The organism is Actinoplanes sp. NBRC 101535 (genome assembly GCF_030269225.1).
Lineage (GTDB): Bacteria > Actinomycetota > Actinomycetes > Mycobacteriales > Micromonosporaceae > Actinoplanes > Actinoplanes rectilineatus.
In genome coordinates, this window is record NZ_BSSY01000002.1 from 552,456 (window position 1) to 577,274 (window position 24,819).

Sequence of the window (24,819 nt, forward strand, 5' to 3'; positions counted from 1 at the left end):
AGAGGTAACCGAAACGGGTCACTCTCAGGGAAAACGCGGCGCACGGAGAGCCCCGCGAAGAGGGTCCGACAGGTCGTTACCGTGCCGTCCTCAGCGCCGCGTGTCCCCGGGTGCCCGCGGCGAACATGGCACGATCTTGGGAGATCGGTCACCGTTACCGGATGAAAATGCCGGGACTGCCGGTTACGCGTACCCCGGAATGGAGCGCAACCGGCAGATCCCCGCCCCACTACCGGGTCTTCTCCGCTTCCAGCGTGGCGATCTCGGCCTCGGTGAACAACCGCGACCGGATCAGGAAACGGACGCCCTCGGGCGCCTCCAGCGAGAAGCCGGAGCCGCGGCCGGGGACCACGTCCACCGTCAGGTGCGTGTGTTTCCAGAGTGCGAACTGCGCGGACGACATCCAGAACGTGATGGGCTCCGGCACCCCCTCGATCGCCAGAGACTCGAGCAGCACGTCGGAACCGCCGGTCCGGAACTCGCCCTCGAGGTAACACATCGGCGCGCTGCCGTCGCAGCAGCCGCCGGACTGGTGGAACATCAGTGGTCCGTGCTGCTCCCGCAGCCGCCGCATCAGGTCGGCGGCCGCAGGAGTGACATCGACGCGGCTGACCATGGCCTAGAAGAGACCCATGGCCTTGGGGGAGTAGCTGACCAGCAGGTTCTTCGTCTGCTGGTAGTGGTCGAGCATCATCGCGTGGTTCTCCCGGCCGATGCCCGACTGCTTGTAGCCGCCGAACGCCGCGTGCGCGGGATAGAGGTGGTAGCAGTTCGTCCACACCCGGCCGGCCTTGATCGCGCGCCCGGCCCGGTACGCCTGGGTGCCCTCCCGCGTCCAGACGCCGGCGCCCAGGCCGTAGAGCGTGTCGTTGGCGATCGTGATGCCGTCGTCGAAGTCGGCGAACGGCGCCACCGCCACCACCGGTCCGAAGATCTCCTCCTGGAAGATCCGCATCGAGTTGCGGCCCTCGAAGATCGTCGGCTGGACGTAGTAGCCGCCGGAGAGATCGCCGGGCAGCTCGGCCCGCGCACCGCCGGTCAGCACCCGGGCGCCCTCCTGCCGGCCGATGTCCAGGTACGACAGGATCTTCTCCAGCTGGTCGTTGGAGGCCTGCGCGCCGACCTGGGTGTCGGTGTCCAGCGGGTTGCCCTGCACCAGGTTCTCCACCCGCTTGACCCCGGCGGACAGGAAGTCGGTGTAGTGACCCTGCTGGATCAGCGCGCGGGACGGGCAGGTGCACACCTCGCCCTGGTTGAGGGCGAACATCGCGAAGCCCTCGAGCGCCTTGTCGAGGAAGTCGTCGTCGGCGCTGCTGACGTCGTCGAAGAAGAGGTTCGGGCTCTTGCCGCCGAGTTCCAGGGTGACCGGGATCAGGTTCTCCGACGCGTACTGCATGATCAGGCGACCGGTGGTGGTCTCGCCGGTGAAGGCGACCTTGGCGATTCGGCTGGACGAGGCGAGCGGCTTGCCGGCCTCCACACCGAACCCGTTGACGATGTTCACCACGCCCGGCGGGATCAGGTCGCCGATCAGCGAGAACAGGTAGTGGATCGAGGCGGGGGTCTGCTCGGCCGGCTTGAGCACGACGGCGTTGCCGGCGGCCAGGGCGGGCGCGAGTTTCCAGACGGCCATCAGGATCGGGAAGTTCCACGGGATGATCTGCGCGACCACGCCGAGGGGCTCGCGGAAGTGGTACGCGACGGTGTCCTCGTCGATCTCGCCGGCGGTGCCCTCCTGGGCGCGGATCACGCCGGCGAAGTAGCGGAAGTGGTCGATCGCCAGCGGGATGTCGGCGGCCAGGGTCTCCCGGATCGGCTTGCCGTTCTCCCACGACTCGGCGAGGGCCAGCCGCTCGAGGTTCTGCTCCATCCGGTCGGCGATCTTGTTGAGGATGATCGACCGTTCGGTGGGGGAGGTGCGTCCCCAGGCGGGTGCGGCGGCGTGCGCGGCGTCCAGGGCGCGTTCCACGTCCTCGGCGGTGCCCCGGGCGACCTCGGTGAAGACGCGGCCGTTGACCGGGCTGGGGTTCTCGAAGTACCGACCTCGGGCCGGTGGGACGTATTCGCCACCGATGTAGTGGTCGTAGCGGGACTGATAGGTGGGCGGGTCGTAGACGGTCATCGTCGCCTCCTCTTCGAAGGCGGACGGTAGTTTCCGTTACGTTGCAGCAACGTTGCACGCGTAGTCACGGGTCAGCTGCGCGACCCGGCGGGCGGCGGCCGGGTCGGCCGGCGCCAGGACCGCGTAGGCCTCCCAGACCTCCAGGTCGTCGCCGCCCCACGGACTGGTCAGCCAGGTCTGCAGCAGGCGGCGGTCGGCGGTGGCGAGCAGGGCGGTGCGCAGCCGGGTCTCCAGGCGCAGCCGCAGCCGGACGATGCCGGGCGCGTCCGAGGCCGGCAGCAGCGGCCCCGGATAGGCGGCCACCGCCTCCGGCACCCGTCCCCGGTCCAGCAGCCGGGTCACCACGCCGAGGTCCACCTCCGGGGCGGCGCGCAGCCGGTAGGGGCGCGAGTCGAGGAGTTCCGGGCCGAGGACGCGGCGCAGCCGGGACAGTTCGGCGCGGACGGTCACCGGGTTGACGTCGTCGCCGTAGAGGTCGACGCCGAGCTGGTCGCCGGTGCGTCCCTCGGGATGTTCGGTGAGCAGCACCAACAGCTCCGAGTGCCGCCGGCCGAGCCGCAGCCGTTTGCCACCGACCGCGATCAGGGCCTCGTCCCGGCCGAGTGCGGCGACCGCCGGGCGGTCGGTGCCTTCCTCGAGACCTCGGAGGTACGCCTCCGCGGCGTGCGCCGTGGCCCGCAGCAGGGCGAGGCTGTGCGGGTTGGCCAGATGGTCCCCGCCGGTCACGTCGATCGCCCCGAGCAGCCGGCCGGTGCCGGGGTCGTGGATCGGGGCGGCCGCGCAGGTCCAGCGTTGCATCGGGTGACTGAAATGCTCGGTGGCGAAGATCTGCAGCGCGTGGTCGACGGCGAGCGCCGTGCCGGGCGCGTTGGTGCCGGCGTGCGCCTCGTCCCAGCGGGCGCCGGGCACGAAGTTCATCGACGCCGCGCCGCGCAGGGTGGCCGGGTGCCCCTCGACCCAGAGCAGGCGGCCGGTCGCGTCGCAGACGGCCAGGATGTGGTCGCCGTCCTCGGCCAGCCCGCCGAGCAGGTCCCGGAAGATCGGCATGACCCGGGCCAGGGGGTGGGCCTCCCGGTAGGCGGCCAGGTCGGTGTCGGTCAGGTCGATCGGGGGAGTGCTGTCCGCCCCGATCCAGGTGGCCGAGCGGGCCCAGGAGTCGGCGACCACCGGGCGCATCCGGTCGGGCTGCCCCTCGCCGGCCAGGAAACGTTCGTGGGCGCGGCCGACCAGGCGACTCCGCTCGGCGGGGTCGTCACCGGGGACCAGGGCGAGCCACGGATTCACCCGTCCATCGTGACGCCGGTCACGCTGGTAGACAACACTCTCTATGCTCCTGCGGTGCACAGCGGGCCGCGTACCGAAGAAGAAGCCCTCGCCGAACAGCGGGCCTTGCGCTCGCGGGTGGTCTCCGCCCCCGGGCCGGCGTCTCCCGCCACGGTCGCCGGGCTGGATGTGGCCTACGACGGCGACCGGCTCGCCGCAGCTGTCGTTGTCCTGAGATATCCGGATCTTTCGGTGCAGGATACCGCGGTGGTCCGCGGCACGACGGCCTTCCCCTACATCCCCGGACTGTTCGCCTTCCGGGAGGTGCCGTCGCTGCTCGACGCCCTGGACCGGCTCACCGTCCGGCCGGACGTGCTGGTCTGCGACGGACAGGGCCTGGCCCATCCGCGGCGCTTCGGACTGGCCGCCCATCTCGGTGTGCTCACCGATCTGCCCTCGTTCGGGGTCGGTAAGACCCGCCTGGTGGGTGAATTCGCGCCGGTCGGTGAGCGCCGCGGCGACCGATCGGCGCTGATCGACGCGGGGGAGGAGGTCGGCGCGGTGCTGCGGACGCGCGACGGCGTGAAACCGCTCTTCGTCTCGGTGGGGCACCGGATCGACCTGGACAACGCGTGCGCGCTGACCCTGGCGCTCACCCCTCGGTACCGTCTCCCGGAGACGACCCGTGCGGCTGATCGTGCCTGTCGCGACTTCCTGCGTTAACCGCGGTTGAACCATTCGACACAATCCGCTCCGATACCCTCGGGCCAAAGGGGAATCGGCTGAGGAGCGGGTAGTGACCGATCTGTCGCAGATCATCAAGGCGTACGACGTCCGGGGCATCGTCCCGGACCAGTTCAACGAGCCGGTGGCCCGGGCGATCGGCACGGCGTTCGTCGAGATGCTGCGTGAGTCGGGCGACGAGCCCGACCAGATCGTGATCGGCCACGACATGCGCGACTCCGGTCCGGCTCTGGCCGCCGCGTTCGCCGCCGGTGCCAACGCGGCCGGCGCCGCGGTGATCAACATCGGACTGGCCTCGACCGACCAGCTCTACTACGCCTCCGGCGTGCTGGACCTGCCCGGCGCGATGTTCACCGCCAGCCACAACCCGGCGCAGTACAACGGGATCAAGATGTGCCGTCGCGGCGCCCGGCCGGTCGGCCAGGACAGCGGTCTCGCGATCGTCCGGCAGCGCGCCCAGCAACTGCTCGCCGACCTGAACGCGGAGGCCGACGGCCCGTCCCGGGTCCAGGAGCGCAATCTGCTCGCCGACTACGCGGCGCACCTGCGCTCGCTGGTCGACCTCAGCGGCATCCGCCCACTCAAGGTGATCGTGGACGCGGGCAACGGCATGGGCGGCTACACCGTCCCGGCCGTGCTCGGCGACCAGGAGCTGGCCGCCCTGCCGTTGGAGATCGTGCCGCTCTTCTTCGAGCTGGACGGATCGTTCCCCAACCACGAGGCCAACCCGCTGGACCCGGCGAACCTGGTCGACCTGCAGAAGGCGGTCCGGGAGCAGGGCGCGGACATCGGCCTGGCCTTCGACGGCGACGCCGACCGCTGCTTCGTCATCGACGAGAAGGGCGACCCGGTCTCGCCGTCCGCGATCACCGGCCTGGTCGCCTCCCGGGAGCTGGCGAAGTTCCCGGGCAGCACGATCATCCACAACGTGATCACCTCGGCCGCGGTTCCGGAGATCATCACGGAGCGGGGCGGCAAGCCGGTGCGCAGCCGGGTCGGCCACTCCTTCATCAAGGCCGAGATGGCCCAGACGAACGCGGTGTTCGGCGGCGAGCACTCGGCGCACTACTACTTCCGCGACTTCTGGTTCGCCGACACCGGCATGCTGGCCGCCATGCACGTGCTCGCCGCGCTCGGCGGCCAGGATCAGCCGCTGTCCGAGTTCGCCGCGGAGTACGAGCGGTACGCCGCCTCCGGTGAGATCAACTCCACGGTGGCCGACGCCACTGCCAAGATCGCCGAAGTGCGCGCCGCCTTCCCGGACGCCACCGTGGACGATCTCGACGGCCTGACGTTCCAGGTCGGCGCGGGGACGTGGTTCAACCTGCGGTCCTCCAACACCGAGCCGCTGCTGCGCCTGAACGTGGAGGCGCCGGACGCCGCGCGGATGGCGGAGCTGCGTGACCGCGTGCTGACCATCGTTCGCGGATAGGATCCAGGCGACCTGTCCTTCGCAGCATGAGGAGTTGGCACGGTGGCGCTCGATGAGCAGTTGCTGGAGATCCTGGCGTGCCCGGACACGCATCACGCGCCCCTCGACTACGACGCCGGCGCGCAGACGTTGACCTGCACCGAGTGCGCCCGGGTCTTCGAGGTCCGGGACGACATCCCGATCCTGCTCCTGGACGAGGCGTCGACGGCGAAGGGTGAGGCTTCCTGATGGTCAACCCGCTGGACGGATCGGCCGGGGTCAACGGCCACCGCGTCGCCGACGAGTCCCTGCTCGACGACGAGAAGTCGATGCTCGGCAACGACCCGGGCGGCATGCTCCGGGCCACCGCCTCGGCCGGCGCCCAGGTGCGGGAGTCCGCCGCACTGGCCGCCGAGGTCGACCTGAGCATGCTCGCCGACGAGGGCCGCCCCCGCGCGGTCGTCGTCGCGGGCATCGGCACCGCCGGCCTGACCGGCAGCATCCTGTCCACCGTGGCAGGCCCGCGCTGTCCGGTTCCGATCATCGGTCACCGCAGTGCCGGCGTGCCCGGCTGGGTCGGCGCCGCCGACGTGGTGATCGCGGTCTCCGCGTCCGGCCGCAGCCCGGAGGCGCTGGCCGCCGCCGAGGCCGCCGCCCGCCGCGGTGCCCGACTGGTCGCCATCGGCAACCCCGGCTCCGAGCTGGAGGCGATGGCCGAGCGGGCCCGCGCGCCGTTCATCGGCGTGCCGCGCCGCGCCCCGGCCCGGGCCACGCTCTGGGGCCTCGCGGTCCCGGTGCTGCTCGCCGGCCGGGCTCTCGGCCTGGTCAAGGTCACCGAGGCGGACATCGCCGAGACCGCGACCCGTCTGGACGCCGACGCCGAGCGCTGCCGTCCGGCCGCCGACTCGTTCGTCAACCCGGCCAAGGCCCTCGCCCTCGGCCTGGCCGGCTCGGTCCCGGTCATCTGGGGCTCCTCGCCGCTGGCCACCGTGGCCGCCCGCAGGTTCGCCGACACGCTCGCCGCCAACGCCCGCTACCCGGTGATGGCCGGCGCGCTCGGCGAGGCCGGCCGCGGCCGGGTGGGCCTGCTCGACGGCGTCTTCGGCGGACTCGCCGAGACGTCGCGGGACATCTTCGCCGACCCGGACGACGACGCCGACGAGGCGCTGACCCGGCTGCGCCTGGTGGTGCTCCGCGACGGTGGTCTCAACCCGGAGGACGACGCCGACGAGCCGGTGGCCGTGGAGGAGCGCCGTGCCGACGCGATCCAGACCCTGGCCGACCGCCGGGGGGTGCGCTGCGACGTGCTGACCGCCGAGGGCGGCTCGACGCTGGAGCGCCTGGCGTCGCTGGTCGCCGTGCCCGACTTCGCCTCGCTCTACCTGGCCCTGGCACACGGCCTGGACCCGATGGCGGTGCCGGCCATCAGCGAGATGAAAGAGCTCTCGAACCTGATTGTGGACGGCATGCAGTGAGCGCCGAGGGTGGCAGCAAGGCCATCGTCGCGGCGCTCAGCGCGAACCTCGGCATCGCCGCGACCAAGTTCGCCGCCTGGTTCCTGACCGGTTCGTCGTCGATGCTGGCGGAGGCGATCCACTCGGTCGCCGACTCCGGCAACCAGCTCCTGCTGCTGATCGGCGGCAAGCGCTCGCGGCGGGCCGCCACCCCGGAACACCCTTTCGGGTACGGGCGGGAGCGTTACATCTACGCGTTCATCGTGTCGATCGTGCTGTTCACCGTGGGCGGGCTGTTCGCGCTCTACGAGGCGTGGCACAAGTTCCACGAGCGGGAGGGCATCCACTCCTGGCAGTGGGTGCCGGTCGTCGTCCTGGTGATCGCCATCGGGCTCGAGTCGTACTCCTTCACCACCGCGATGAGGGAGTCCAACCAGGTCCGCGGGCGCACCTCCTGGGTGGACTTCATCCGCCGGGCCAAGGCGCCGGAGCTGCCGGTGGTGCTCCTGGAGGACACCGCGGCCCTGATCGGCCTGGTCTTCGCGCTGTTCGGGGTGGGTATGACCCTGGTCACCGGCGACGGGATCTGGGACGCCGTCGGCACCGCCGCGATCGGTCTGCTCCTGGTGGCGGTCGCCGCCCTGCTGGCGATCGAGACCAAGAGCCTGCTGCTGGGCGAGGGCGCCAACCCGGAGGCGGTGAAACGGATCGAGACGGCCGTGCTCGCCGGGGACGGCGTGGAGCGGATCATCCACATGAAGACGCTGCACCTGGGTCCGGAGGAACTGCTGGTGGCTCTGAAGATCGCGGTGCCGCGCAGTGAGACCGCGGCCGAGGTCGCCACGCACATCGACGAGACCGAGGCACGCATCCGCGAGGCGGTGCCGATCGCCCGGGTGATCTACATCGAGCCGGACATCGACCGGACTTCGGCGGTGACGCCCAGCGCCGTCTGACGGCTGTTAGTTTGCCGATTATGACCGTCTACCCGCTGACCGGAGTGATCCGGGACTACGCCTGGGGATCCCGGACCGCGATCGCCGAGTTGCAGGGCCGCCCGACGCCCACCGAGGGACCGGAGGCGGAGCTGTGGCTCGGCGCCCACCCCGCCGATCCCTCCACCGTGCCGGTCGGTGACACGCCGGTCGAGCTGACCAAGCTCATCGCCGACGACCCGCACGGCCAGCTCGGCGCCGATGTCGAGGAGCGTTTCGGGCCCCGTCTGCCGTACCTGATGAAGGTGCTGGCGGCCGGGGCCCCGCTGTCGTTGCAGGCACACCCGGCCCTGGACTACGCGCGTGAGGCCTACGCCCGTCAGGAGGCCGACCCCGCCCTGCCGCGCAACTACACCGACGCCAACCACAAGCCCGAGATGCTGGTGGCGCTCACGCCGTTCGAGGCGCTCTGCGGGTTCCGTCCGCCGTCGGCGTCGGCCGCCGTGATCGGCGGGCTCGGGCTGCCCCGGCTCGCGCCTGTGGTGAGTGCCCTGGAGACCGGTGATCTGGCCGGGGCGGTACGCCTGCTGCTCTCCTGGCCGGCCGGTGACCGCGACGCGCTGATCGAGGACGTGGTGGCGGCGGCCCGGCGGCAGTCGGGTGACTCGTACCGGCTGGCGATCGACCTGGCCGCCCACTACCCGGGCGATCCCGGGGTGCTGGTGGCCCTGCTGCTCAATCTGGTCCGGCTGGCGCCCGGCGAGGCGATCTGGATGCCCGCGGGCAACCTGCACGCCTATCTGAACGGTCTGGGCGTGGAGCTGATGGCGGCCAGCGACAACGTGCTGCGCGGGGGTCTCACCCCGAAGCGGGTGGACGTGGACGAGTTGCTGAAGGTGCTGCGCTTCGAGGTGCTCGACGACCCGTTGCTGCACGGGGTGACCGAGGCGCCGGGGGTGACGGCGTGGCAGGTGCCGGTGCCGGACTTCGCGATGCGCCGGGTGGAGCTGACCGGGGACCGTCCGCCGGTCCGGCTGACCGGTGCGGGTCCACGGATCGTGCTGGGCGCGGCGGGCGAGGTCCAGGTGGGTGAGGACCACGGCGTGCCGGTCACGGTCGGTGCCGGGGATGCGGCGTACGCGCCGGCGAACGCCGGACCGATCACGGTGGCCGGTGTCGGCGTGGTGTTCGTGGCGTCGGTCCCGGCCTGACCCTGCCGGTTCGCAGTGGATTGTCGCTTGTCGAGACGAAAACGGCTTTTCAGCGGTTAGTGCGATTGTTGTTTCTATTGGTGCTGATGGGGTCGGTGGTACTTTTGGCGACTCCTGTGGCCAGCGGGAACACGCCGCTGCCCTGATCCGGCTCCTCCGGAGCGCGCAAGCCGGGCGAACGGCGGTGTGCAGCCGGTCGGCGGCTCTCGGCGCGCTCCGGCGAATCGCGCTCGAAGAGTCCGAAATTTCTTGAAATACCTTGACATGGCATGTGCAGAGTGTGAATCTAGAAGTACGCAGCGTCACTGGTGATCGGGGGGTCCCACAGACGCGCGCGGTACCAAACCGGGGGGATGAACGGGGCGGCGAGCTTAGGCTCGTCGCCCCGTTCGCTGTCCCGGCCTCCTCTTTCTCCGGATCGAGCCGAATCGGCGACCTCGTTCGCGGGACGGTCCGGTGTCACCAGGACGGTGGAAAAACGGCGTTCTGCGGGCTGACGGGGGCCATGCGGGGCCACGGACGGCCACACTGGGGCGGCACGTGGTCGCGTGTACACCGGTCGCGCCGAGGAGAGGGCCTGTGCCTGCTCTGCACATTGCAGCGGTCCATTGAAGCGCCGATATGGTGGCATCGTGGCGAGGCCGACATCGACAGCGCGCCGGGAGCTCGGCGGCGAATTGCGGCGACTCCGTGGCGAGCGCCGGGCGGTGGACGTGGCCACCGCCCTGGGCTGGTCGGAGTCGAAACTGAGCCGGATCGAGACCGCGCACACCGGGATCACCGAGGACGACCTCGATCGGCTCCTCACCCTCTACGGACTGGCGGTGGAGTCGCGCACCCGGCTGCGCGACCTGGCCCGCCGTGGCCGGACCCGGGCGTGGTGGACGCCGTACCGGTCGTCGGTCCCGGACCCGTACGACGAATATCTGGCCCTGGAGGCCGAGGCGGTGCGGATCTCGGAGTGGGAGGCCCAGGTGGTGCCGGGCCTGCTGCAGACCGACGAGTACGCCCTCGCGGTGATCGAGACCGGCGCGGACATCGACGACACCGCGACGATCCAGCGCCGGCTCGCGGTCCGGATGGCCCGGCAGGAGGTGCTGCGCCGTGATCCCCCGCCGAACCTGCGCATCGTCATCGACCAGGGTGTGTTGCTGCGCGAGATAGGCGGGCGCGAGGTCCAGCGCCGTCAGCTGGCCAAACTCCACGAGTCGAGCAACGCCCCCGGGGTCGAGTTGCTGGTCCTGCCGTTCCAGGCGGGCGCGCACGCCGGGCTGATCGAGTCGTTCCTGATCATGGAGTTCCCCGACGACACGCGTAATCCGGTCGTGCACATCGAAGGGCTGACCGGCGGCCTCTTCCGGGTGAAGCCCGAGGAAATAGACGTTTACCAGGACGCATTCGATGACCTGGCGGAACGCACATTGTCGCCAGAAGAGAGCCGAACGGCCATCGCTGAGACGAGGGATCGTCTCGCCCGGTGAGAGGCCGGTGTGGGGTCCAATGGAGATGCTTTCCCAGAAAGGAGACAACCATGCAGGACGCCATGCTCACCTGGCGTAAGAGTAGCCGCAGCGGCGCTGCCGGACACTGCGTCGAGGTCGCGAACGTGCCGGCTCAGGTGCACGTCCGCGACTCCAAGGACGTTGCCGGCCCCGTGCTGACCTTCGGCGACGGTGATTGGTCCGGCTTCATCGCCGGTGTACGCGCAGGGGAGTTCGACCGGCCCGGCGTGTGATCCTCGGATCGCCCGCCACGGGCGGTCCCGGACCGGGACCGCCCGTTTCTTCTCGACGGGTTCCATCACGACGTTCCGGCCTTTCGCCGACGTCGTTCTTCTCGAGTCAGGACGCGCCGTTCCGCGGGCTCCCGGGGCAAGATCGCCCCCCAGGTGGCGCGGGGACCGGGAGGACAGTGCAATATTGGACCGCATGAGAGCCCGGGTACTGGTCGTCGACGACGATCCCGCGTTGGCCGAGATGCTCGGCATCGTCCTGCGCAGTGAGGGTTTCCTGCCCTCGTTCGTGGCGGACGGGGAACGCGCGCTCGCCGCTTTCCGGGAGAACCGCCCGGACATCGTCCTGCTGGACCTGATGCTGCCCGGCATGAGCGGCATCGACGTGGCCCGCGCGATCCGCGCCGAGTCGGGCATCCCGATCGTCATGCTGACCGCCAAGAGCGACACCGTGGACGTGGTGCTGGGCCTGGAGTCCGGCGCCGACGACTACGTGGTCAAGCCGTTCAAGCCCAAGGAGCTGGTGGCCCGGATGCGGGCCCGGCTGCGTCGCGGTGAGGACGCCGCGCCGGAGATGCTCACCATCGGGCCGTCCGGCAACCAGATCACCATCGACGTGCCGGCGCACACCGTGTCGCGCGACGGTGACGAGGTCAAGCTGACCCCGCTGGAGTTCGACCTGCTGGTGGCCCTGGCCCGCAAGCCCCGCCAGGTCTTCACCCGCGAGGTCCTGCTCGAACAGGTCTGGGGTTACCGGCACGCCGCGGACACCCGGCTGGTCAACGTGCACGTGCAGCGGCTGCGCGCCAAGATCGAACCGGATCCCGAACGACCGGAGATCATCCTGACGGTTCGTGGTGTCGGCTACAAGGCGGGCACCGGCTGATCAGGGCGAGCGGCTAATCTGGCCGCGATGCGTGCTCCGGCCTGGCTCCCCATGCCCGTGCGCCGCGCCCTGCGGGTGGTGCGGCGCTACTGGCGCATGGCCGCCGGACGGCTGACCCTCTGGTCCGCCCCGGCCCGCAAGCAGTGGCGGCGTTCGCTGCAGCTGCGGGTCGTGGCGCTGACCCTGATCGCCTCCAGCCTGCTGGTGGGCACGTTCGGCTGGTTCATCGCCGACCGCAGCGCCACGATCCTGCTGAACCGCACCACCGACGAGGTGGCCGCGTCCATGCGCGGCAAGGTGGAGTACGCCTACAACCAGCTCACCGTCCACCCGCAGGCACGTGACCCGGAGCTGCCGAGCACCATCAACGACACGGTCAACGAGCTGATCGACCGGGACCAGGCGGAGGACGGGGCCGCGGTGGTCTCGATCCGGGCCGAGCACTACCCGGACCTCAAGGCGGTGACCCTGCCGAGCGTGGACACCAGCGAGCTGATCACGCCCGACATGATCCGCCGGGTGTCCCAGCTGGGCCGGGTCGCCCACCAGGTGCGCACCGCCGAGATCGACGGCCGGACGACGAAATACCTGGTGTACGGCTCGCCGGTGCCCACCAAGTTCGGTCAGGTCGAGCTCTACTACCTGGTCCCGCTGACCACCGAGGACCGCGCCGCCAGCGAGATCGGCACCACCGTGCTGGCCACCGGCCTGGCCCTGGTGATCCTGCTCGGTGTGGTGGCCGGCCTGGTCACCCGGCTGGTGGTGACGCCGGTCCGGATCGCCGCGCGCACCGCCCAGCGGCTCTCGGCCGGCCTGCTCGACCAGCGGATGAAGGTGGAGGGCGAGGACGACCTGGCCCTGCTCGCCGCCGCGTTCAACCAGATGGCGGCCAACCTGCAGCGGCAGATCGTCCGGCTCGAGGAGATGTCGCGCCTGCAGCGCCGGTTCACCTCGGACGTCTCGCACGAGCTGCGCACCCCGCTGACCACCGTCCGGATGGCCGCCGACCTGATCTTCGCCGAGCGCGAGGAGTTCGATCCGGCGGTGGCCCGCAGCGCCGAACTGCTGCAGGCCGAACTGGACCGGTTCGAGGACCTGCTCACCGACCTGTTGGAGATCAGCCGGTTCGACGCCGGGTTCGCCGCGCTGGACTCCGAGCACAGCGACCTGGTGCCGATCGTGCAGCGGGTCACCGAGCGGCTGGGCAGCCTGGCCGAGCGGGCCGGCGTGACCTTCGAGCTCGACCTGCCGGACACCCCGGTGATCGCCGAGGTGGATTCCCGCCGGGTCGAACGGGTGCTGCGCAACCTGATCGGCAACGCGGTCGAACACGCCGAGGCCAAACCCGTGGTGATCACCATGGCGACGGACGACGCCGCGGTGGCGGTGACCGTCCGCGACCACGGCATCGGGCTCAAGCCGGGGGAGGAGCGCCTGGTCTTCAACCGGTTCTGGCGCGCCGACCCGTCCCGGGCCCGGCAGACCGGCGGCACCGGCCTCGGCCTGTCGATCAGCGCCGAGGACGCCCGCCTGCACGGCGGCTGGCTGGAGGCGTGGGGCGCGCCCGGGGAGGGCGCCCAGTTCCGTCTCACCCTGCCGGTCCGGGCCGGCGACCGTCTGGTGGCCGCGCCGATCCCGCTGATCCCCCGGGACCGTCCCGCGGCCACCGGCGAACCGGCGGAGGTCCTCTGATGCGTCATCGGAAGCTGGCCGGTGCGGCGACGGCCGTGGTGCTGCTGCTCGGCGGCTGCGGGATACCGGACGAGACCGGGGTGACCGACGCCGGCCCCGGGCCGTCCACCGGCATCTCGTCCGGCGACGACGACACGGTCGCCCGGGTGACCCGCGACGAGACCACCGACCGCACCCAGTTCATCGACAACTACCTGCAGGCCGCAGCCGGCGACTACGACACCGCGCTGGACCGGGTCAAGGACTTCATGCCGGCCGACGAGGCCGCCGAGTTCACCGCGCCGCCCACCCCACGGGTCATCCGGCTCACCGAGAAACCACTGGTCACGCCGGGGCAGGACCGGGTCGTCATCTCGTACGAGATGATCGGGACCCTGGGCAAGAACGGCCTGCTCGACCCGGCCACCGAGCCGACCGAGGGCAAATACGAGATCACCCTCGGCGAGGTGCCCGGCAACGGCCTCTACGTGCTGAAGGCCCCGGCGTTCCTGCTGCTCAGCGACGACGCTCTGGACTCGTTCTACGAGGAACGGACGATCTACTTCTGGAACACCGAGCACACCGGACTGGTCCCGGACGTGCGCTACATGCTGCGCAGCGTGCCGGTCGAGCAGGAGCCGACCACGGTGCTGGGCTGGCTCATCGACGGCCCGGCCGCCTGGCTGCGCGACGTCGCCGAGCCGCTGCCGGAGGGCACCGCCACGGTCGGCAAGGTGTTCCAGACCGACGACGACAAGCTGCAGATCAACCTGACCGCGCAGGCGCTGCCGACCGAGAACACCGATCAGGCGCTGGAACGGCTGCGCAAACAGCTCCAGTGGTCGCTGCGGCCGCTGCTGCCGGAGAGCCTGGACCTGAAGATCGGTCACGAGGAGACCCGGCACTACAGCGGCTCCGACTACCTGAGCAGCAACGTGGCCTACCGCCTGGCCCCCGACCCGGAACGCTTCGTGGTCTTCGGCGGGCAGATCCGCCGGCTGTCCGAGTCGCCCAACGCGTTCGATCCGGTCCCCGCGGTCGGCCCGGACGAGAACAAGAACGTCCGGCTGGCGGCGCTGAGCAGTTCCACGACGCACACGTTCGCGGCCCTGGTCACCGGGGCGGCGCAGAAGGAGACGCTCAAGGTCGGCGCGGCCCTGCCCGGGGAGAACGCCACCCTGCGGGCGGTCACCGGGCTGCCCGCCGAGGGCCTGCAGCACCCGGTGTGGGCCACCATCCCGGACGCGACCACCGAGGGCGGAGTCGGCCTGATCATCGCCGGCGGCAAGCTCTACAGCTTCCGCTCCGAGGGCGGCGTGGCCCAGCAGGTGGTGGCCGCCGGTGGCGCCGGCACGATCAGCGCGATCTCGGTGGCGCCGGACGGACACCGGGTGGCACTGGTGTCCGGCGGGCGGCTCTACCGTGCGGTCCTCACCCCGAGCGGGCAGGGACTGGCGCTGAGCACGCCGCAGGAGATCCAGCCGCCGCTGTCCGGGGTGACCGCGGTGGACTTCAGCGGTGAGGGCTGGCTGACCGTGGCCGGCACCCGCGAGGACAACGACCGGGTCGCGATCAAGCACGTGTCGATCGACGGTGCGCTCGAGGAGCCACGCCTGCCGGACATCGGCAAGGACACGGTGAACTACCTGACGGCGTACCCGGCCAACCCGGTGACCACCCGGACCGGCCGACCAGTGTCCGACTCGATCTCGTACACCACCGCGGACGCCGCCTGGGACGCGCTCTCCACCTCCGTCAAGATCACGGCGGCGGATCTGGCGGGCGAGGCCGGCGAGCAGCCCGCCGGGACGGTGCCGACCGCGCCGTTCTTCCTGAACTGATCCCTGCCTCCGCGCCACCCGGATCGACTCCCCGAGGGGACGACTGTGCTCTCCGCGCTGCTCGGTGACCTGGCGGACCTGGTTCTGCCCGCCTCCTGCGCCGGCTGCGGCGCCGAACGCGTCCGGTTGGTGGCCGGCGCCTGCCCGGACTGCGTGACCCGTCTGGAGGGGCTGCGGCCGCACCGGACGGCGCCGACCCCGTCACCGCCGGGCTTTCCGTCGTGCACGGCGGCGGGGCCCTATGCCGGGGCATTACGGGGCGTGCTTCTGGCGTACAAGGAGAAGAACCGGCACCGGCTCGCCCGGCCCTTGGGATCGCTGCTGGCCGCAGCGGTGGCGGCGACGGTGCCGCGGGACCGTCCGGTGCTGCTGATCCCGGTCCCGTCCACCGCGGCGGCCCGGCGGGAACGGCACGGTGACCACATGGCGCGGCTGACGGACCACGCCGTGCGACGACTGCGGGCGGCCGGTTACCAGGCCGGGACGGCCCAGCCGTTGCGGGCGCTGCCACGTCCCGACTCAACGTCACTGAGCGCTGACGAACGGCTCGCGGTAGCTGTCAATTCGCTGCGAATCGGTTCCCGAATCGGCGTTCTGCGACGCGTCGTGCGGGCGAGGGGCACGCTGGTGGTGACGGACGACATCGTCACCACCGGGGCCACTCTGGCCGCGGTGGCTCGACGTCTGAAGGAGGCGGACATGCAGGTCACGGGTGCTGCGGTGGTGGCCGCGACACGACTGCGCGCCAACCGTCGTGCGATTTGACTCCCGAGCCGCCCGGAGCTGCCGATAGAGGCGAACGTCAGCCTTCCGGTATCCCCAACGAGGGGTGACGGGCGGGCAAGGGCAGGTTAGCGTCTAGGTGACGAGGGTAAGCCCACGGACTTACCCGCCACCGGAGCGCCGAGGTCGGGTCTTGTCGCCGCACCGGAAAGGAGTCGTCTCACCCCTGGCACAGGCCGCGTTCTGGTGGCTAGTCACGCGGCGTTTTCCCTGAGCTGCACGATGCGCCGCGAAACGGCGCACCAAAGAACAACGTTGGGGGAGGTCACGAGTGGACATTGTCGTCAAGGGCCGCAACGTAGAGGTTCCCGACCACTATCGAGAGCATGTCGCCGACAAGCTGAGCAAGGTCGAGCGTTACGACCAGAAGCTGATGAGGGCGGACGTGGAGCTCTTCCACGAACGAAACCCGCGACAGGCCGACACCTGCCAGCGTGTCGAGATCACGGTCCGTACCAAGGGCCCGGTGATCCGCGCTGAGGCACAGGCACAAGACTTCTATGCAGCCCTGGACTGCGCCATCAACAAGCTGGACGCCCGGTTGCGCCGTTCCGCCGACCGGCGCCGCGTCCATCGGGGCCGGCATGCGCCGGTGTCCGTGGCGGCAGCCACCGCCAACCTCCCCACCGATCTGACCGGTGGAGTCGCCACCCTGACCGCCGAACCGGCCCTCGACGAGCTGGCCGAGCACGACGAGAACCAGCCGTGGCGCATCGTCCGGGAGAAGGAACACTCGGGCGAGCCGATGACCGTGGACGACGCTCTCTTCCAGATGGAACTCGTCGGGCACGACTTCTATCTGTTCCACGACAAGGAGAGCGGGCGCCCGAGCGTCGTCTACCGCCGTCGCGGCTACGACTACGGCATCCTCAGCCTCGCCGTCTGAGTCTCACGCCCTGCCGGAGGCCTGCGCGAGCAGGTCTCCGGCCAGGAGGACGAACTGGATGTCGTCCACCCGGCTCCCGCCCGGTCCGGGCAGCCGCGAGCGCTGGTAGGCCTCGCGCTGGAAACCGGCCTTCTCCAGCACCCGTTGTGAGCCGATGTTCTCCGGGACGGCCCCGGCGATCAGGCGCGCGATGCCCGTCTCGGCGAAGGCCCAGAGCGCGACGAGCTGTGCCGCGCGGGTCGTGAAACCCTTGCCACGGTACGCGGTGAGCATGCTGTACCCGATCATCGCCTGAGCGGTCGCCGGCTCCTGGTAATAGAGCCCGATCTCGCCGGCCGGGGCTCCGGTCGCGGCGTCCAGGATGACCAGATCGGCCCGGCTCCCGGCGAGCCAGTGCGCCTCGGCCCGGTGGCAGCGCTCCCGGATCGTGGCGTCCGGCATCGGCACCGGCGGGACGCTGGTCGCCACCACGTCCGGCAGATGGTGCAGTTCGGTGTAGAAATCCAGATCACCCGGCCCGAGCGGCCGCAGCGTCACCACGCCGTCGGAGAGCTCGCCGCCGGGCAGATCCGGCAGCAGGCGGACGGGCGCGACCTCCGGGTCGCCGATCAGCCGTGCGAAGACGAGGGCGTCCTGGCGGCCGTCCGCGGCCGGCAACGCGCCGCGGCGCGCACCCTCCCGGGCGAACCCCGCGGCCAGCGCGGCCCGCTGCGCCGCCGTGTTCTCCCACGGGATCACCAACTCCAGCCGGTGGACGCCGCTCGCGGCGGCGTGCCGGCCGAGGGCACGCAGGGCGGCGGTCGCCACCCCGCGGCGGCGGGCGGCGGGTCGGACCGAGAAGGTCGCGGCGGCGGTCTGCGGGTCGTGCGCCCCGCGGTCGAGGGTGACCTCACCGAGCGCCTCACCGGTTTGCTCGTCGGTGACGACCAGCACGTTCCCGGCGTCCGGCCGGATTCCTGAGTCGGCCGGACCGGGGGCGCGGAGTCGTACCGCGCGGCCGGTGTTCCTGTGTTCGGGTCCCTGATCCACCCGGTCATCCTCTCCGGGACGCGCCCGGGCGCCAAACGGGTTCCGAAGAGCTCAGCACTGCGCTTTCAGCGAACTTGCTGGGAGGTTTCACCTGTTTTACGAGATTCGCCGGAGGCTCGGGTCACAGGTCCGCGGCGGGAGTGCCTACGATGGGTCGGCAGACTGTCTAGGGGAGCGCTGACCCGTGTCGATATTGGAAAAGATCCTCCGTGCCGGCGAAGGCCGCATGGTGCGCCGGCTCAAGGCGATCGCGGACGCGGTCAACTCGATCGAGGAAGACTACGTCGATCTGACCGACGACGAGTTGCGGGAGTGCACCCAACAGTTCAAGGAACGTTACGAGGAGGGCGAGTCGCTCGACTCGCTGCTCCCGGAGGCCTTCGCGGTCGCCCGTGAGGGCGCCAAGCGGGCACTCGGCCAGCGGGCCTACGACGTCCAGCTGATGGGTGGCGCGGCCCTGCACTTCGGCAACATCCCGGAGATGAAGACCGGTGAGGGCAAGACCCTGACCGGTGTGTTCCCGGCCTACCTCAACGCGTTGAGCGGCAAGGGCGTACACATCATCACCGTCAACGACTACCTCGCCCAGCGTGACGCCGAGTGGGTGGGCCGGGTCCACGGCTTCCTCGGCCTCACCGTCGGCGTGATCCTGCCGAACCGGCCGGCCGCCGAGCACCGCGCGGCCTACCAGTGCGACATCACGTACGGGACGAACAACGAGTTCGGCTTCGACTACCTGCGCGACAACATGGCGTGGTCGAAGACCGAGCTGGTCCAGCGGGGCCACAACTTCGCGATCGTCGACGAGGTGGACTCGATCCTCATCGACGAGGCCCGCACCCCGCTGATCATCTCCGGCCCGGCCGAGCACTCCGCCCGGTGGTACGGCGAGTTCTCCCAGATCGTCGCCCGGCTCCAGCCCGGCAAGGACGGCGAGGGCGACTACGACGTCGACGTGGCCAAGCGGACCGTCGCGATCACCGAGCGCGGCGTCGCCAAGGTCGAGGACCGCATCGGCATCGACAACCTGTACGAGTCGGTCAACACGCCGCTCGTCGGTTACCTCAACAACGCGATCAAGGCCAAGGAGCTCTACAAGCGCGACAAGGACTACATCGTCAGCCCCGAGGGCGAGGTCCTGATCGTCGACGAGTTCACCGGCCGCATCCTGCACGGACGCCGCTACAACGAGGGCATGCACCAGGCCATCGAGGCGAAGGAGGGGGTGGAGGTCAAGCAGGAGAACCAGACCCTGGCGACCGTCACCCTGCAGAACTACTTCCGCCTCTACGAGAAGCTCGGCGGCATGACCGGTACGGCGCAGACCGAGGCGGGCGAGTTCAACAGCGTCTACAAGGTCGGCGTCGTGAGCATCCCGACGCACCGGCCGATGGTCCGCATCGACCACCCGGACGTCATCTACAAGACCGAGCGGGCCAAGTTCAACGCGGTCATCGAGGACATCGCCGAGCGGCACGCCACCGGCCAGCCGGTCCTCGTCGGCACGGTCTCGGTGGAGAACTCCGAGATCCTCTCCACCCTCCTGCGCAAGCGCGGCATCCCGCACAGCGTGCTGAACGCGAAGTTCCACGCCCAGGAGGCGACGATCATCGCCCAGGCCGGGCGCAAGGGCGGCGTCACGGTGGCCACCAACATGGCCGGCCGCGGCACCGACATCCTGCTCGGCGGCAACCCCGAGTTCCTCGCCGCCGCCGAACTGGCCCAGCGCGGCCTCGACCCGGTGGAGAACGCCGAGGAGTACGCGAAGGCCCTCGAAGAGGTCATGCCGCAGGTCAAGCAGGCCTGCGAGAAGGAGGCAGCCGAGGTCCAGGCCGCCGGCGGCCTCTACGTCCTCGGCACCGAACGGCACGACTCCCGCCGCATCGACAACCAGCTCCGTGGCCGCTCCGGCCGGCAGGGCGACCCGGGCGAGTCCCGGTTCTACCTGTCGCTGCAGGACGACCTGATGAAGCGGTTCCGGGCCGGCGCCGTCGAAGCCGTCATGGAGCGCTTCAACATCCCCGAGGACGTCCCCATCGAGTCGAAGATGGTGACCCGGCAGATCCGCAGCGCGCAGACCCAGATCGAGGGTCAGAACGCCGAGATCCGCAAGAACGTCCTCAAGTACGACGAGGTGCTCAACAAGCAGCGCCAGGTCATCTACGCCGAGCGCAAGCGGGTGCTCGACGGCGAGGACATGCACGACCAGGTCGTCCACATGATCGACGACGTGGTCGAGGAGTACGTCACGGTCGCCACCTCGGAGGGCTTCGCCGAGGACTGGGACCTCGAACAGCTCTGGACCAGCCTCCGCCGTCTCTGGCCGGTGACCCTCACCGTCGACGACGTGGTGGCCGAGTCCGGCGGCGAGCGCAACGCCGTCGACCAGGAATTCCTCATCGAGCAGCTCAAGCAGGACGCGCTCAACACGTACCGCGCCCGCGAGGAGGAGATCGGCGAGGAGGCGCTGCGCGAACTGGAGCGCCAGGTGCTGCTGGCGGTCATCGACCGCAAGTGGCGCGAACACCTCTACGAGATGGACTACCTCCAGGAGGGCATCAGCCTGCGGGCGTACGCCCAGCGCGACCCGGTGGTGGAATACCAGCGCGAGGGCTTCGACATGTTCAACCAGATGATGGAGGGCATCAAGGAGGAGGCCGTCGGCTTCGTCTTCAACCTGGAGGTTCAGGTCGAGGAACAGCCCACCATCACGGTCGACCCCTCCCAGGCGTTCGAACTGCCCAAGGTCGGCGACGAGGACGACGCCCCGGCCGAGCCCGAGCACGTCGAGGTGCACGCGAAGGGTCTCGGCGGGCCGAGCCGCCCGCAGAACCTGCAGTACACCGCCCCCACCATCGACGGTGAGGCCGGCGCGGGCGCCCCGCAGATCCAGACACAGCCGGCCGAGGAGCCCGGGCGGCACGCCCAGCCCGCGACGTCGGAACAGTCGGGCCGGCACGCGCAGCCCGAACCGCCGGCTGCCCCGGCCCGTCCCGCCGCCCGCCCGGCCGGGACCATCGGCGACTCGCCGGTGCCGCCCAGCCCGGCCCACACGAGCGCGCGGCACGCCGCCCGTTCGGCGGGCCAGACGGAGTCGAGCGGGCCGTCCCGCAACGCCCCGTGCTACTGCGGCTCCGGCAAGAAGTACAAGCGTTGCCACGGCGCTCCCGGCGCCAACTGACCCGTTGACCGGCCCGCACGGGCCACCAGGCGCGTCTGAACGGCCCGTAGGCCCGGCTCTCCGCCGGTCTGCGGGCCGTTCGCCGTTCCCGCCGGTCGGGGGTCGCCCCCGGCGGTTTTCGCCCGCTCCGTCCGCCACAGGCCGATGGCCTCACCTCACCCTGACATGTCGCTGTCGCTGTCGCTGTCGCTGTCGCCGTGGGCTGTCGCTCGGCGGCGGGTTGGTCTGTGGGTGTGCCGTCCGTTGCTGTCGGGCGGGTGCCCTCAGGCGTGTCGTCTCGTCGGTGAGTGAGGTGTGTCGTCTCCTCGGTGAGTTGGCAGCGGACCCGATGGCTCCCCTGGCGGGTCCGGATTTCGTTCAGCCCGTGACGCCCGCCGCCTGCGCTGCACGACAGGCGCCTCGGGGGACCTGGAGCAGTGGCGCGGGACCTGCCGCCACCGACTTGGGCAGAAGCCGGTCTGAGCGCGTCGTTCCCCGACCGTCCGGTATTCCGACCGTCAGATCCCACCGACGTCGACCATCACCAACAGCGAGCCCAATCCACGCCGAACCTCAACGTGGGATCTGACCGGGGCATCCGGCCGGGTCATCTGAGCGGGCCATCTGACCAGGGCAACCGGTCGGGCCATCTGACCGGGGCATCCGGCCGCGGGACCTGGATGCGGGATCTGAGTGGTGTCGGTCTGTGGCAACGGCGGTCAGATCAGGCGCAGGACCGTTGCGCACCAGGTCTGCTGGTGCAGCTCCAGCCGGAGGGCCATGGCCCAGGTGCGGTCGCCGGTCACCAGGGCGACGGCGGCCTCCACCACGCCCGGCCGCGGCTCGCAGAGGCGCAGCTTCAGGACGGCCACCGGCGCCGGGCGTAGCGCCCTCCGCGCCCCCGGCCGCCTGCTGGTGCGGACGGCGGCCACCCGGCGTGCTCCGGCGACGCCCTGGGCCACCACGTCGGCGGCCTGCGACGGCAGCGAGAGGCGGCGAAGGTGCGCCGCCGGCCGATAACCGTTCAACACCTCGACGCAGAGGTGAACGAATCGCCGGACCGCCAGCCGCGCATCCCCGGACGCGCCGGCCACCACCGCACGGTCCGCGGCAGGAACAGGCCCGGTCCTGCCCGTGGGCGTAGCCGAACCGCCCTCCCCGACATGCCATCCGGGCACCAGAGGGGGTCTGCCCATCCCCGGTCCGCCCTGTCCGGATCCGCTCTGCCCGGATCCGCCCGGTCCAGGTCCACCCACGGCTCCGAGCGCCGGATCTCCACTCGGGCAGCCTGCCGTGCCACCGACGCATCCCGCCGCTGAGTCACAGGCACACCCGCCCGCCGGTCCGCCGGCCCCGGATCCGCTCGCGACCTGCCCGTCGACGACTGCTCCACCATGACCACGTGCACCGGGCCACCCACGCTCGTCCGCAGACCGATCGGCACCCGACCCGCCCGGCCCACCCGATCCGCTTGCCCCGATCCGGTCGCCCGGCCCCTTCCGCTCACCCGGCCCAGCCCCATCGGCCAGCCGGCGATTGCCGGACCAGTCCAGAGCGAGCTGCCGTCCCGAAGCCCACACCTGCGGTTCCAGCTCGTCGTCGAACGGTGGATCGGACCGGGGGACCGGCCACAACCGAACAGCCGGCCGGGGCCGGATCGATGCGGCACCCGTTGATCGCATCTCCACCGCCAATCCTTACGTTTGCCTCCGTTTGCATTCGACAGCTGTGAGCTTTCTCCACGCCGGAAGCCCGGTCAACGGCCCACCATCGATCCGGGAAGACATACAAAAAGAACGGAACGCCTACTCCGCCTCGCGCTCGGTCAACGGGTTGTCCCGGACCCAAGCGGCTGTTTCGGCGTACTTTTGTAGGATGTATTCCTCTAATTTGGCGCGTTCGACGCGCCACTGACCGCGCCCACCGATCTTGATCGCGGGGAGTTCGCCGCTGCGGACCATGTGGTAGACCTGCGAGTCCGAGACGTTCAGCTCGGTGGCGACCTCGGAGAGGAGCAGGAAGCGGGATTCCACCATGTCCTCCTTCGATCGGCAGCCTGAGTTTGCCACTGTTCGCCTCCGAAAGCCTCCGGTGGGGCAACCCGAAGGAGGGGTGGCTCGCCACGATCCGGAGACGCCTGGTGGAATTGGGGCCTCCCGGTCCGCTGTGACGGTGTACTGACCGGGCAGCGAATCCACGGGAGGAAAGACGTGCCGATCACCGAGCTGGTCCGGGTCTACGTGCCGGCGACCGTGCCGATGCTCGCGGCGCTACGGTCCGCCGCCCGACTGGGCGGGAGCCCGACGAACGCGCACGCGGTGACTCCCGGCCTCCGCGAGTGGTATGCCGAGGGCGACGAGGAGGAGCTGGAGTACGTCGCCTTCACCCGTGCCGCGCAGGACGCCCTGAGCCTGATCCGGCAGGACGCCGATGCGCCGCGGCGCCGGGTCGTGATCTCCGCTGACGTGCCGCCGTCGGCGTTCGTCCGTCAGGACATGGAGCTCGGGTCGAGCGCGGTGCGGCTGCCGGAGCCGGTGCTCCTGACGTCGATCGCCAGCATCCACGTCGACAGCGCCGACGCGGTGGAGGCGGTGACGGCCGCCGTCGAGGTGGTCGACGCGGCTCTGGCCGGCGACGAGGACGCCCAGTTCGTCGTCGACGGCGCCGAGGATCACGAGTTGGAGTGGTACGCCGTCTCCGAGCTGGACTCGCTCACCTGATCCTCGTCCTCATCCTCAGAGGAGTCGGAGTCGTCGGCGGGTTCCAGTGTCCGGCCGACCAGGATGATCGCTGAGATGGCGCCGATGAAGAGCACCACGAGCCCGCTGTTGAGCCGGGCGGCGCTCAGGATCTGCTGGGTCGTCTGTTCGAGGATGCTGACCTTGCCGGCCAGGTCCAGCACCTTCGACCCGGCGGTGCGGGACAGGATCTCGCCGGCCACCAGGATCACGCCGGGGCCGGCGCCGGCCGCCGCGTGCATCGTCCAGCGCGGGGTGGTGCCGGTGCGCCGGCCACTCCGGCGCAGCAGCAGGAACGTGATGATCCCGGCGGCGAGTCCGCTGATGGTGGCCTGGCCGTAGGAGAACCACTGCGACGCGGCGACCGTGGACGCGGTGTCGTCGGCGCCCAGCAGGGACAGCAGCGGACTCTGGACGGGCGAGTAGTTGAGCACCGTGCCGATCACGAACACCGCGACGGCCGCGGAGCCGGCGGCGACGACGACGGACGGGACCCGGAAGCCGGCGAGCGCGCCGCCGATGGTCCCGGCCGCGGCGAGGGTGCCGCCGATGGCGGCGTAGATGGTGCCGGCCGTGTTGATGGTGAACATCGGGACGGCGCTGGCCGCGCCGATCAGGAGTCCCGTGCCGGTGGCGACGGCGAACCGGGCGGTCGCGCCGAGCGGGCGGCGGCGGGCGATCAGGGTGAGCACCAGTAGTGCCGCGGCCGCTCCGGCCACCAGTTCGGCCGCGACGATGCCGGGCAGCGCGTAGGCCGCGGCGGTCACCTCGGACATGGCGTCGGCGCGCGCGGTGATGTCCTGCCGGGCCGACCAGATCATGGCGGCGGTCCAGGCGAGCGCGGCGGCCGCGAACAGGGCCACGACGAGCGGGGACTCCTCGGTGGTCTCCGGGGCGGACTGGCGGTCGGTCATGGGGCTCAGGGTAGCCGGAGGACCTGCGGCTATCGGACC

Annotated in this window: 22 protein-coding genes; 15 read left to right on the forward strand and 7 right to left on the reverse strand. The window is 70.7% G+C overall.

Annotation, left to right across the window (positions count from 1 at the left end; genetic code table 11):
- Positions 1 to 229 precede the first annotated feature (229 nt).
- Genes QSK32_RS07570 through QSK32_RS07580 form a run of 3 tightly spaced genes read right to left on the reverse strand, consistent with a single transcriptional unit; the run spans position 230 to position 3,406 of the window.
- On the reverse strand, positions 230 to 616 hold the full coding sequence (locus QSK32_RS07570) for a DUF779 domain-containing protein (RefSeq protein WP_045743293.1): 387 nt from the start codon (positions 614 to 616) through the stop codon (positions 230 to 232).
- A 3-nt stretch (positions 617 to 619) separates the two neighbouring features.
- A complete protein-coding gene (exaC, locus tag QSK32_RS07575; RefSeq protein WP_045743292.1) occupies positions 620 to 2,122 on the reverse strand; it encodes an acetaldehyde dehydrogenase ExaC in 1,503 nt (500 codons plus the stop codon).
- Between the two features lie 36 nt (positions 2,123 to 2,158).
- Positions 2,159 to 3,406, reverse strand: a complete 1,248-nt coding sequence (locus tag QSK32_RS07580) for a helix-turn-helix domain-containing protein (protein WP_045743291.1) — start codon at positions 3,404 to 3,406, stop codon at positions 2,159 to 2,161.
- Between the two features lie 54 nt (positions 3,407 to 3,460).
- On the opposite strand from QSK32_RS07580, the gene nfi reads away from it, so the two are divergent.
- The 13 genes from nfi to hpf all read left to right on the forward strand — a co-directional run bounded on the left by nfi (position 3,461) and on the right by hpf (position 16,939).
- Positions 3,461 to 4,108, forward strand: a complete 648-nt coding sequence (nfi, locus tag QSK32_RS07585) for a deoxyribonuclease V (RefSeq protein ID WP_285471518.1) — start codon at positions 3,461 to 3,463, stop codon at positions 4,106 to 4,108.
- 73 nt (positions 4,109 to 4,181) lie between these two features.
- A complete protein-coding gene (locus QSK32_RS07590) occupies positions 4,182 to 5,561 on the forward strand; it encodes a phosphomannomutase/phosphoglucomutase (protein WP_045743290.1) in 1,380 nt (459 codons plus the stop codon).
- Positions 5,562 to 5,603: 42 nt separating this feature from the next.
- Positions 5,604 to 5,789 (forward strand): Trm112 family protein, encoded by a 186-nt coding sequence (locus QSK32_RS07595; RefSeq protein WP_045743289.1) that lies wholly within the window; start codon positions 5,604 to 5,606, stop codon positions 5,787 to 5,789.
- On the forward strand, positions 5,789 to 7,015 hold the full coding sequence (locus QSK32_RS07600) for an SIS domain-containing protein (RefSeq protein ID WP_045743288.1): 1,227 nt from the start codon (positions 5,789 to 5,791) through the stop codon (positions 7,013 to 7,015). The genes QSK32_RS07595 and QSK32_RS07600 overlap by 1 nt, the downstream gene beginning before the upstream one ends.
- Positions 7,012 to 7,950, forward strand: coding sequence for a cation diffusion facilitator family transporter (locus QSK32_RS07605; RefSeq protein WP_045743287.1), 939 nt, complete (start codon positions 7,012 to 7,014; stop codon positions 7,948 to 7,950). The genes QSK32_RS07600 and QSK32_RS07605 overlap by 4 nt, the downstream gene beginning before the upstream one ends.
- A gap of 20 nt (positions 7,951 to 7,970) precedes the next feature.
- Positions 7,971 to 9,140: a mannose-6-phosphate isomerase, class I gene (gene manA / locus QSK32_RS07610; protein WP_285471519.1), complete on the forward strand. Its 1,170-nt coding sequence runs from the start codon at positions 7,971 to 7,973 to the stop codon at positions 9,138 to 9,140.
- A 632-nt stretch (positions 9,141 to 9,772) separates the two neighbouring features.
- The gene (locus QSK32_RS07615) at positions 9,773 to 10,621 is read left to right on the forward strand and encodes a helix-turn-helix domain-containing protein (protein ID WP_045743285.1); all 849 of its coding nucleotides are present in this window, start codon (positions 9,773 to 9,775) and stop codon (positions 10,619 to 10,621) included.
- Positions 10,622 to 10,671: 50 nt separating this feature from the next.
- Entirely contained in the window at positions 10,672 to 10,875 is a 204-nt protein-coding gene (locus QSK32_RS07620) for a DUF397 domain-containing protein (RefSeq protein ID WP_045743284.1), read from the forward strand.
- A gap of 193 nt (positions 10,876 to 11,068) precedes the next feature.
- Positions 11,069 to 11,758: an MtrAB system response regulator MtrA gene (gene mtrA / locus QSK32_RS07625; RefSeq protein ID WP_045743283.1), complete on the forward strand. Its 690-nt coding sequence runs from the start codon at positions 11,069 to 11,071 to the stop codon at positions 11,756 to 11,758.
- A gap of 96 nt (positions 11,759 to 11,854) precedes the next feature.
- Entirely contained in the window at positions 11,855 to 13,450 is a 1,596-nt protein-coding gene (gene mtrB / locus QSK32_RS07630) for an MtrAB system histidine kinase MtrB (RefSeq protein ID WP_045743322.1), read from the forward strand.
- Complete coding sequence (locus QSK32_RS07635; RefSeq protein WP_285471520.1) at positions 13,450 to 15,270, forward strand: LpqB family beta-propeller domain-containing protein; 1,821 nt, start codon at positions 13,450 to 13,452, stop codon at positions 15,268 to 15,270. Before mtrB ends, QSK32_RS07635 begins: the two co-directional genes overlap by 1 nt.
- Positions 15,271 to 15,315: 45 nt before the next feature.
- Complete coding sequence (locus QSK32_RS07640; RefSeq protein ID WP_045743281.1) at positions 15,316 to 16,035, forward strand: ComF family protein; 720 nt, start codon at positions 15,316 to 15,318, stop codon at positions 16,033 to 16,035.
- Positions 16,036 to 16,324: 289 nt separating this feature from the next.
- Positions 16,325 to 16,939 carry a ribosome hibernation-promoting factor, HPF/YfiA family gene (gene hpf, locus QSK32_RS07645; protein WP_045743280.1) on the forward strand — a complete coding sequence of 205 codons (615 nt, stop codon included), beginning with the start codon at positions 16,325 to 16,327 and terminating at the stop codon, positions 16,937 to 16,939.
- 3 nt (positions 16,940 to 16,942) lie between these two features.
- Here hpf and QSK32_RS07650 read toward each other — a convergent pair whose 3' ends face one another.
- Entirely contained in the window at positions 16,943 to 17,968 is a 1,026-nt protein-coding gene (locus tag QSK32_RS07650) for a GNAT family N-acetyltransferase (protein WP_285471521.1), read from the reverse strand.
- Between the two features lie 184 nt (positions 17,969 to 18,152).
- On the opposite strand from QSK32_RS07650, the gene secA reads away from it, so the two are divergent.
- Positions 18,153 to 21,149, forward strand: coding sequence for a preprotein translocase subunit SecA (gene secA / locus QSK32_RS07655; RefSeq protein ID WP_045743279.1), 2,997 nt, complete (start codon positions 18,153 to 18,155; stop codon positions 21,147 to 21,149).
- Between the two features lie 698 nt (positions 21,150 to 21,847).
- Here the strand turns inward: secA and QSK32_RS07660 are convergent.
- Together QSK32_RS07660 and QSK32_RS07665 are read right to left on the reverse strand one after the other, a co-directional pair.
- A complete protein-coding gene (locus QSK32_RS07660) occupies positions 21,848 to 22,222 on the reverse strand; it encodes an Rv3235 family protein (protein WP_353050959.1) in 375 nt (124 codons plus the stop codon).
- Positions 22,223 to 22,933: 711 nt separating this feature from the next.
- Positions 22,934 to 23,164, reverse strand: coding sequence for a helix-turn-helix transcriptional regulator (locus tag QSK32_RS07665; RefSeq protein ID WP_045743278.1), 231 nt, complete (start codon positions 23,162 to 23,164; stop codon positions 22,934 to 22,936).
- Positions 23,165 to 23,386: 222 nt separating this feature from the next.
- Between QSK32_RS07665 and QSK32_RS07670 the strand changes: the two genes are divergently transcribed.
- Positions 23,387 to 23,848: a DUF6912 family protein gene (locus QSK32_RS07670; protein WP_285471643.1), complete on the forward strand. Its 462-nt coding sequence runs from the start codon at positions 23,387 to 23,389 to the stop codon at positions 23,846 to 23,848.
- Here QSK32_RS07670 and QSK32_RS07675 read toward each other — a convergent pair.
- Positions 23,800 to 24,780, reverse strand: a complete 981-nt coding sequence (locus QSK32_RS07675) for a hypothetical protein (RefSeq protein WP_285471523.1) — start codon at positions 24,778 to 24,780, stop codon at positions 23,800 to 23,802. The two genes, QSK32_RS07670 and QSK32_RS07675, sit on opposite strands and share 49 nt — an antisense overlap.
- Positions 24,781 to 24,819: the final 39 nt, after the last annotated feature.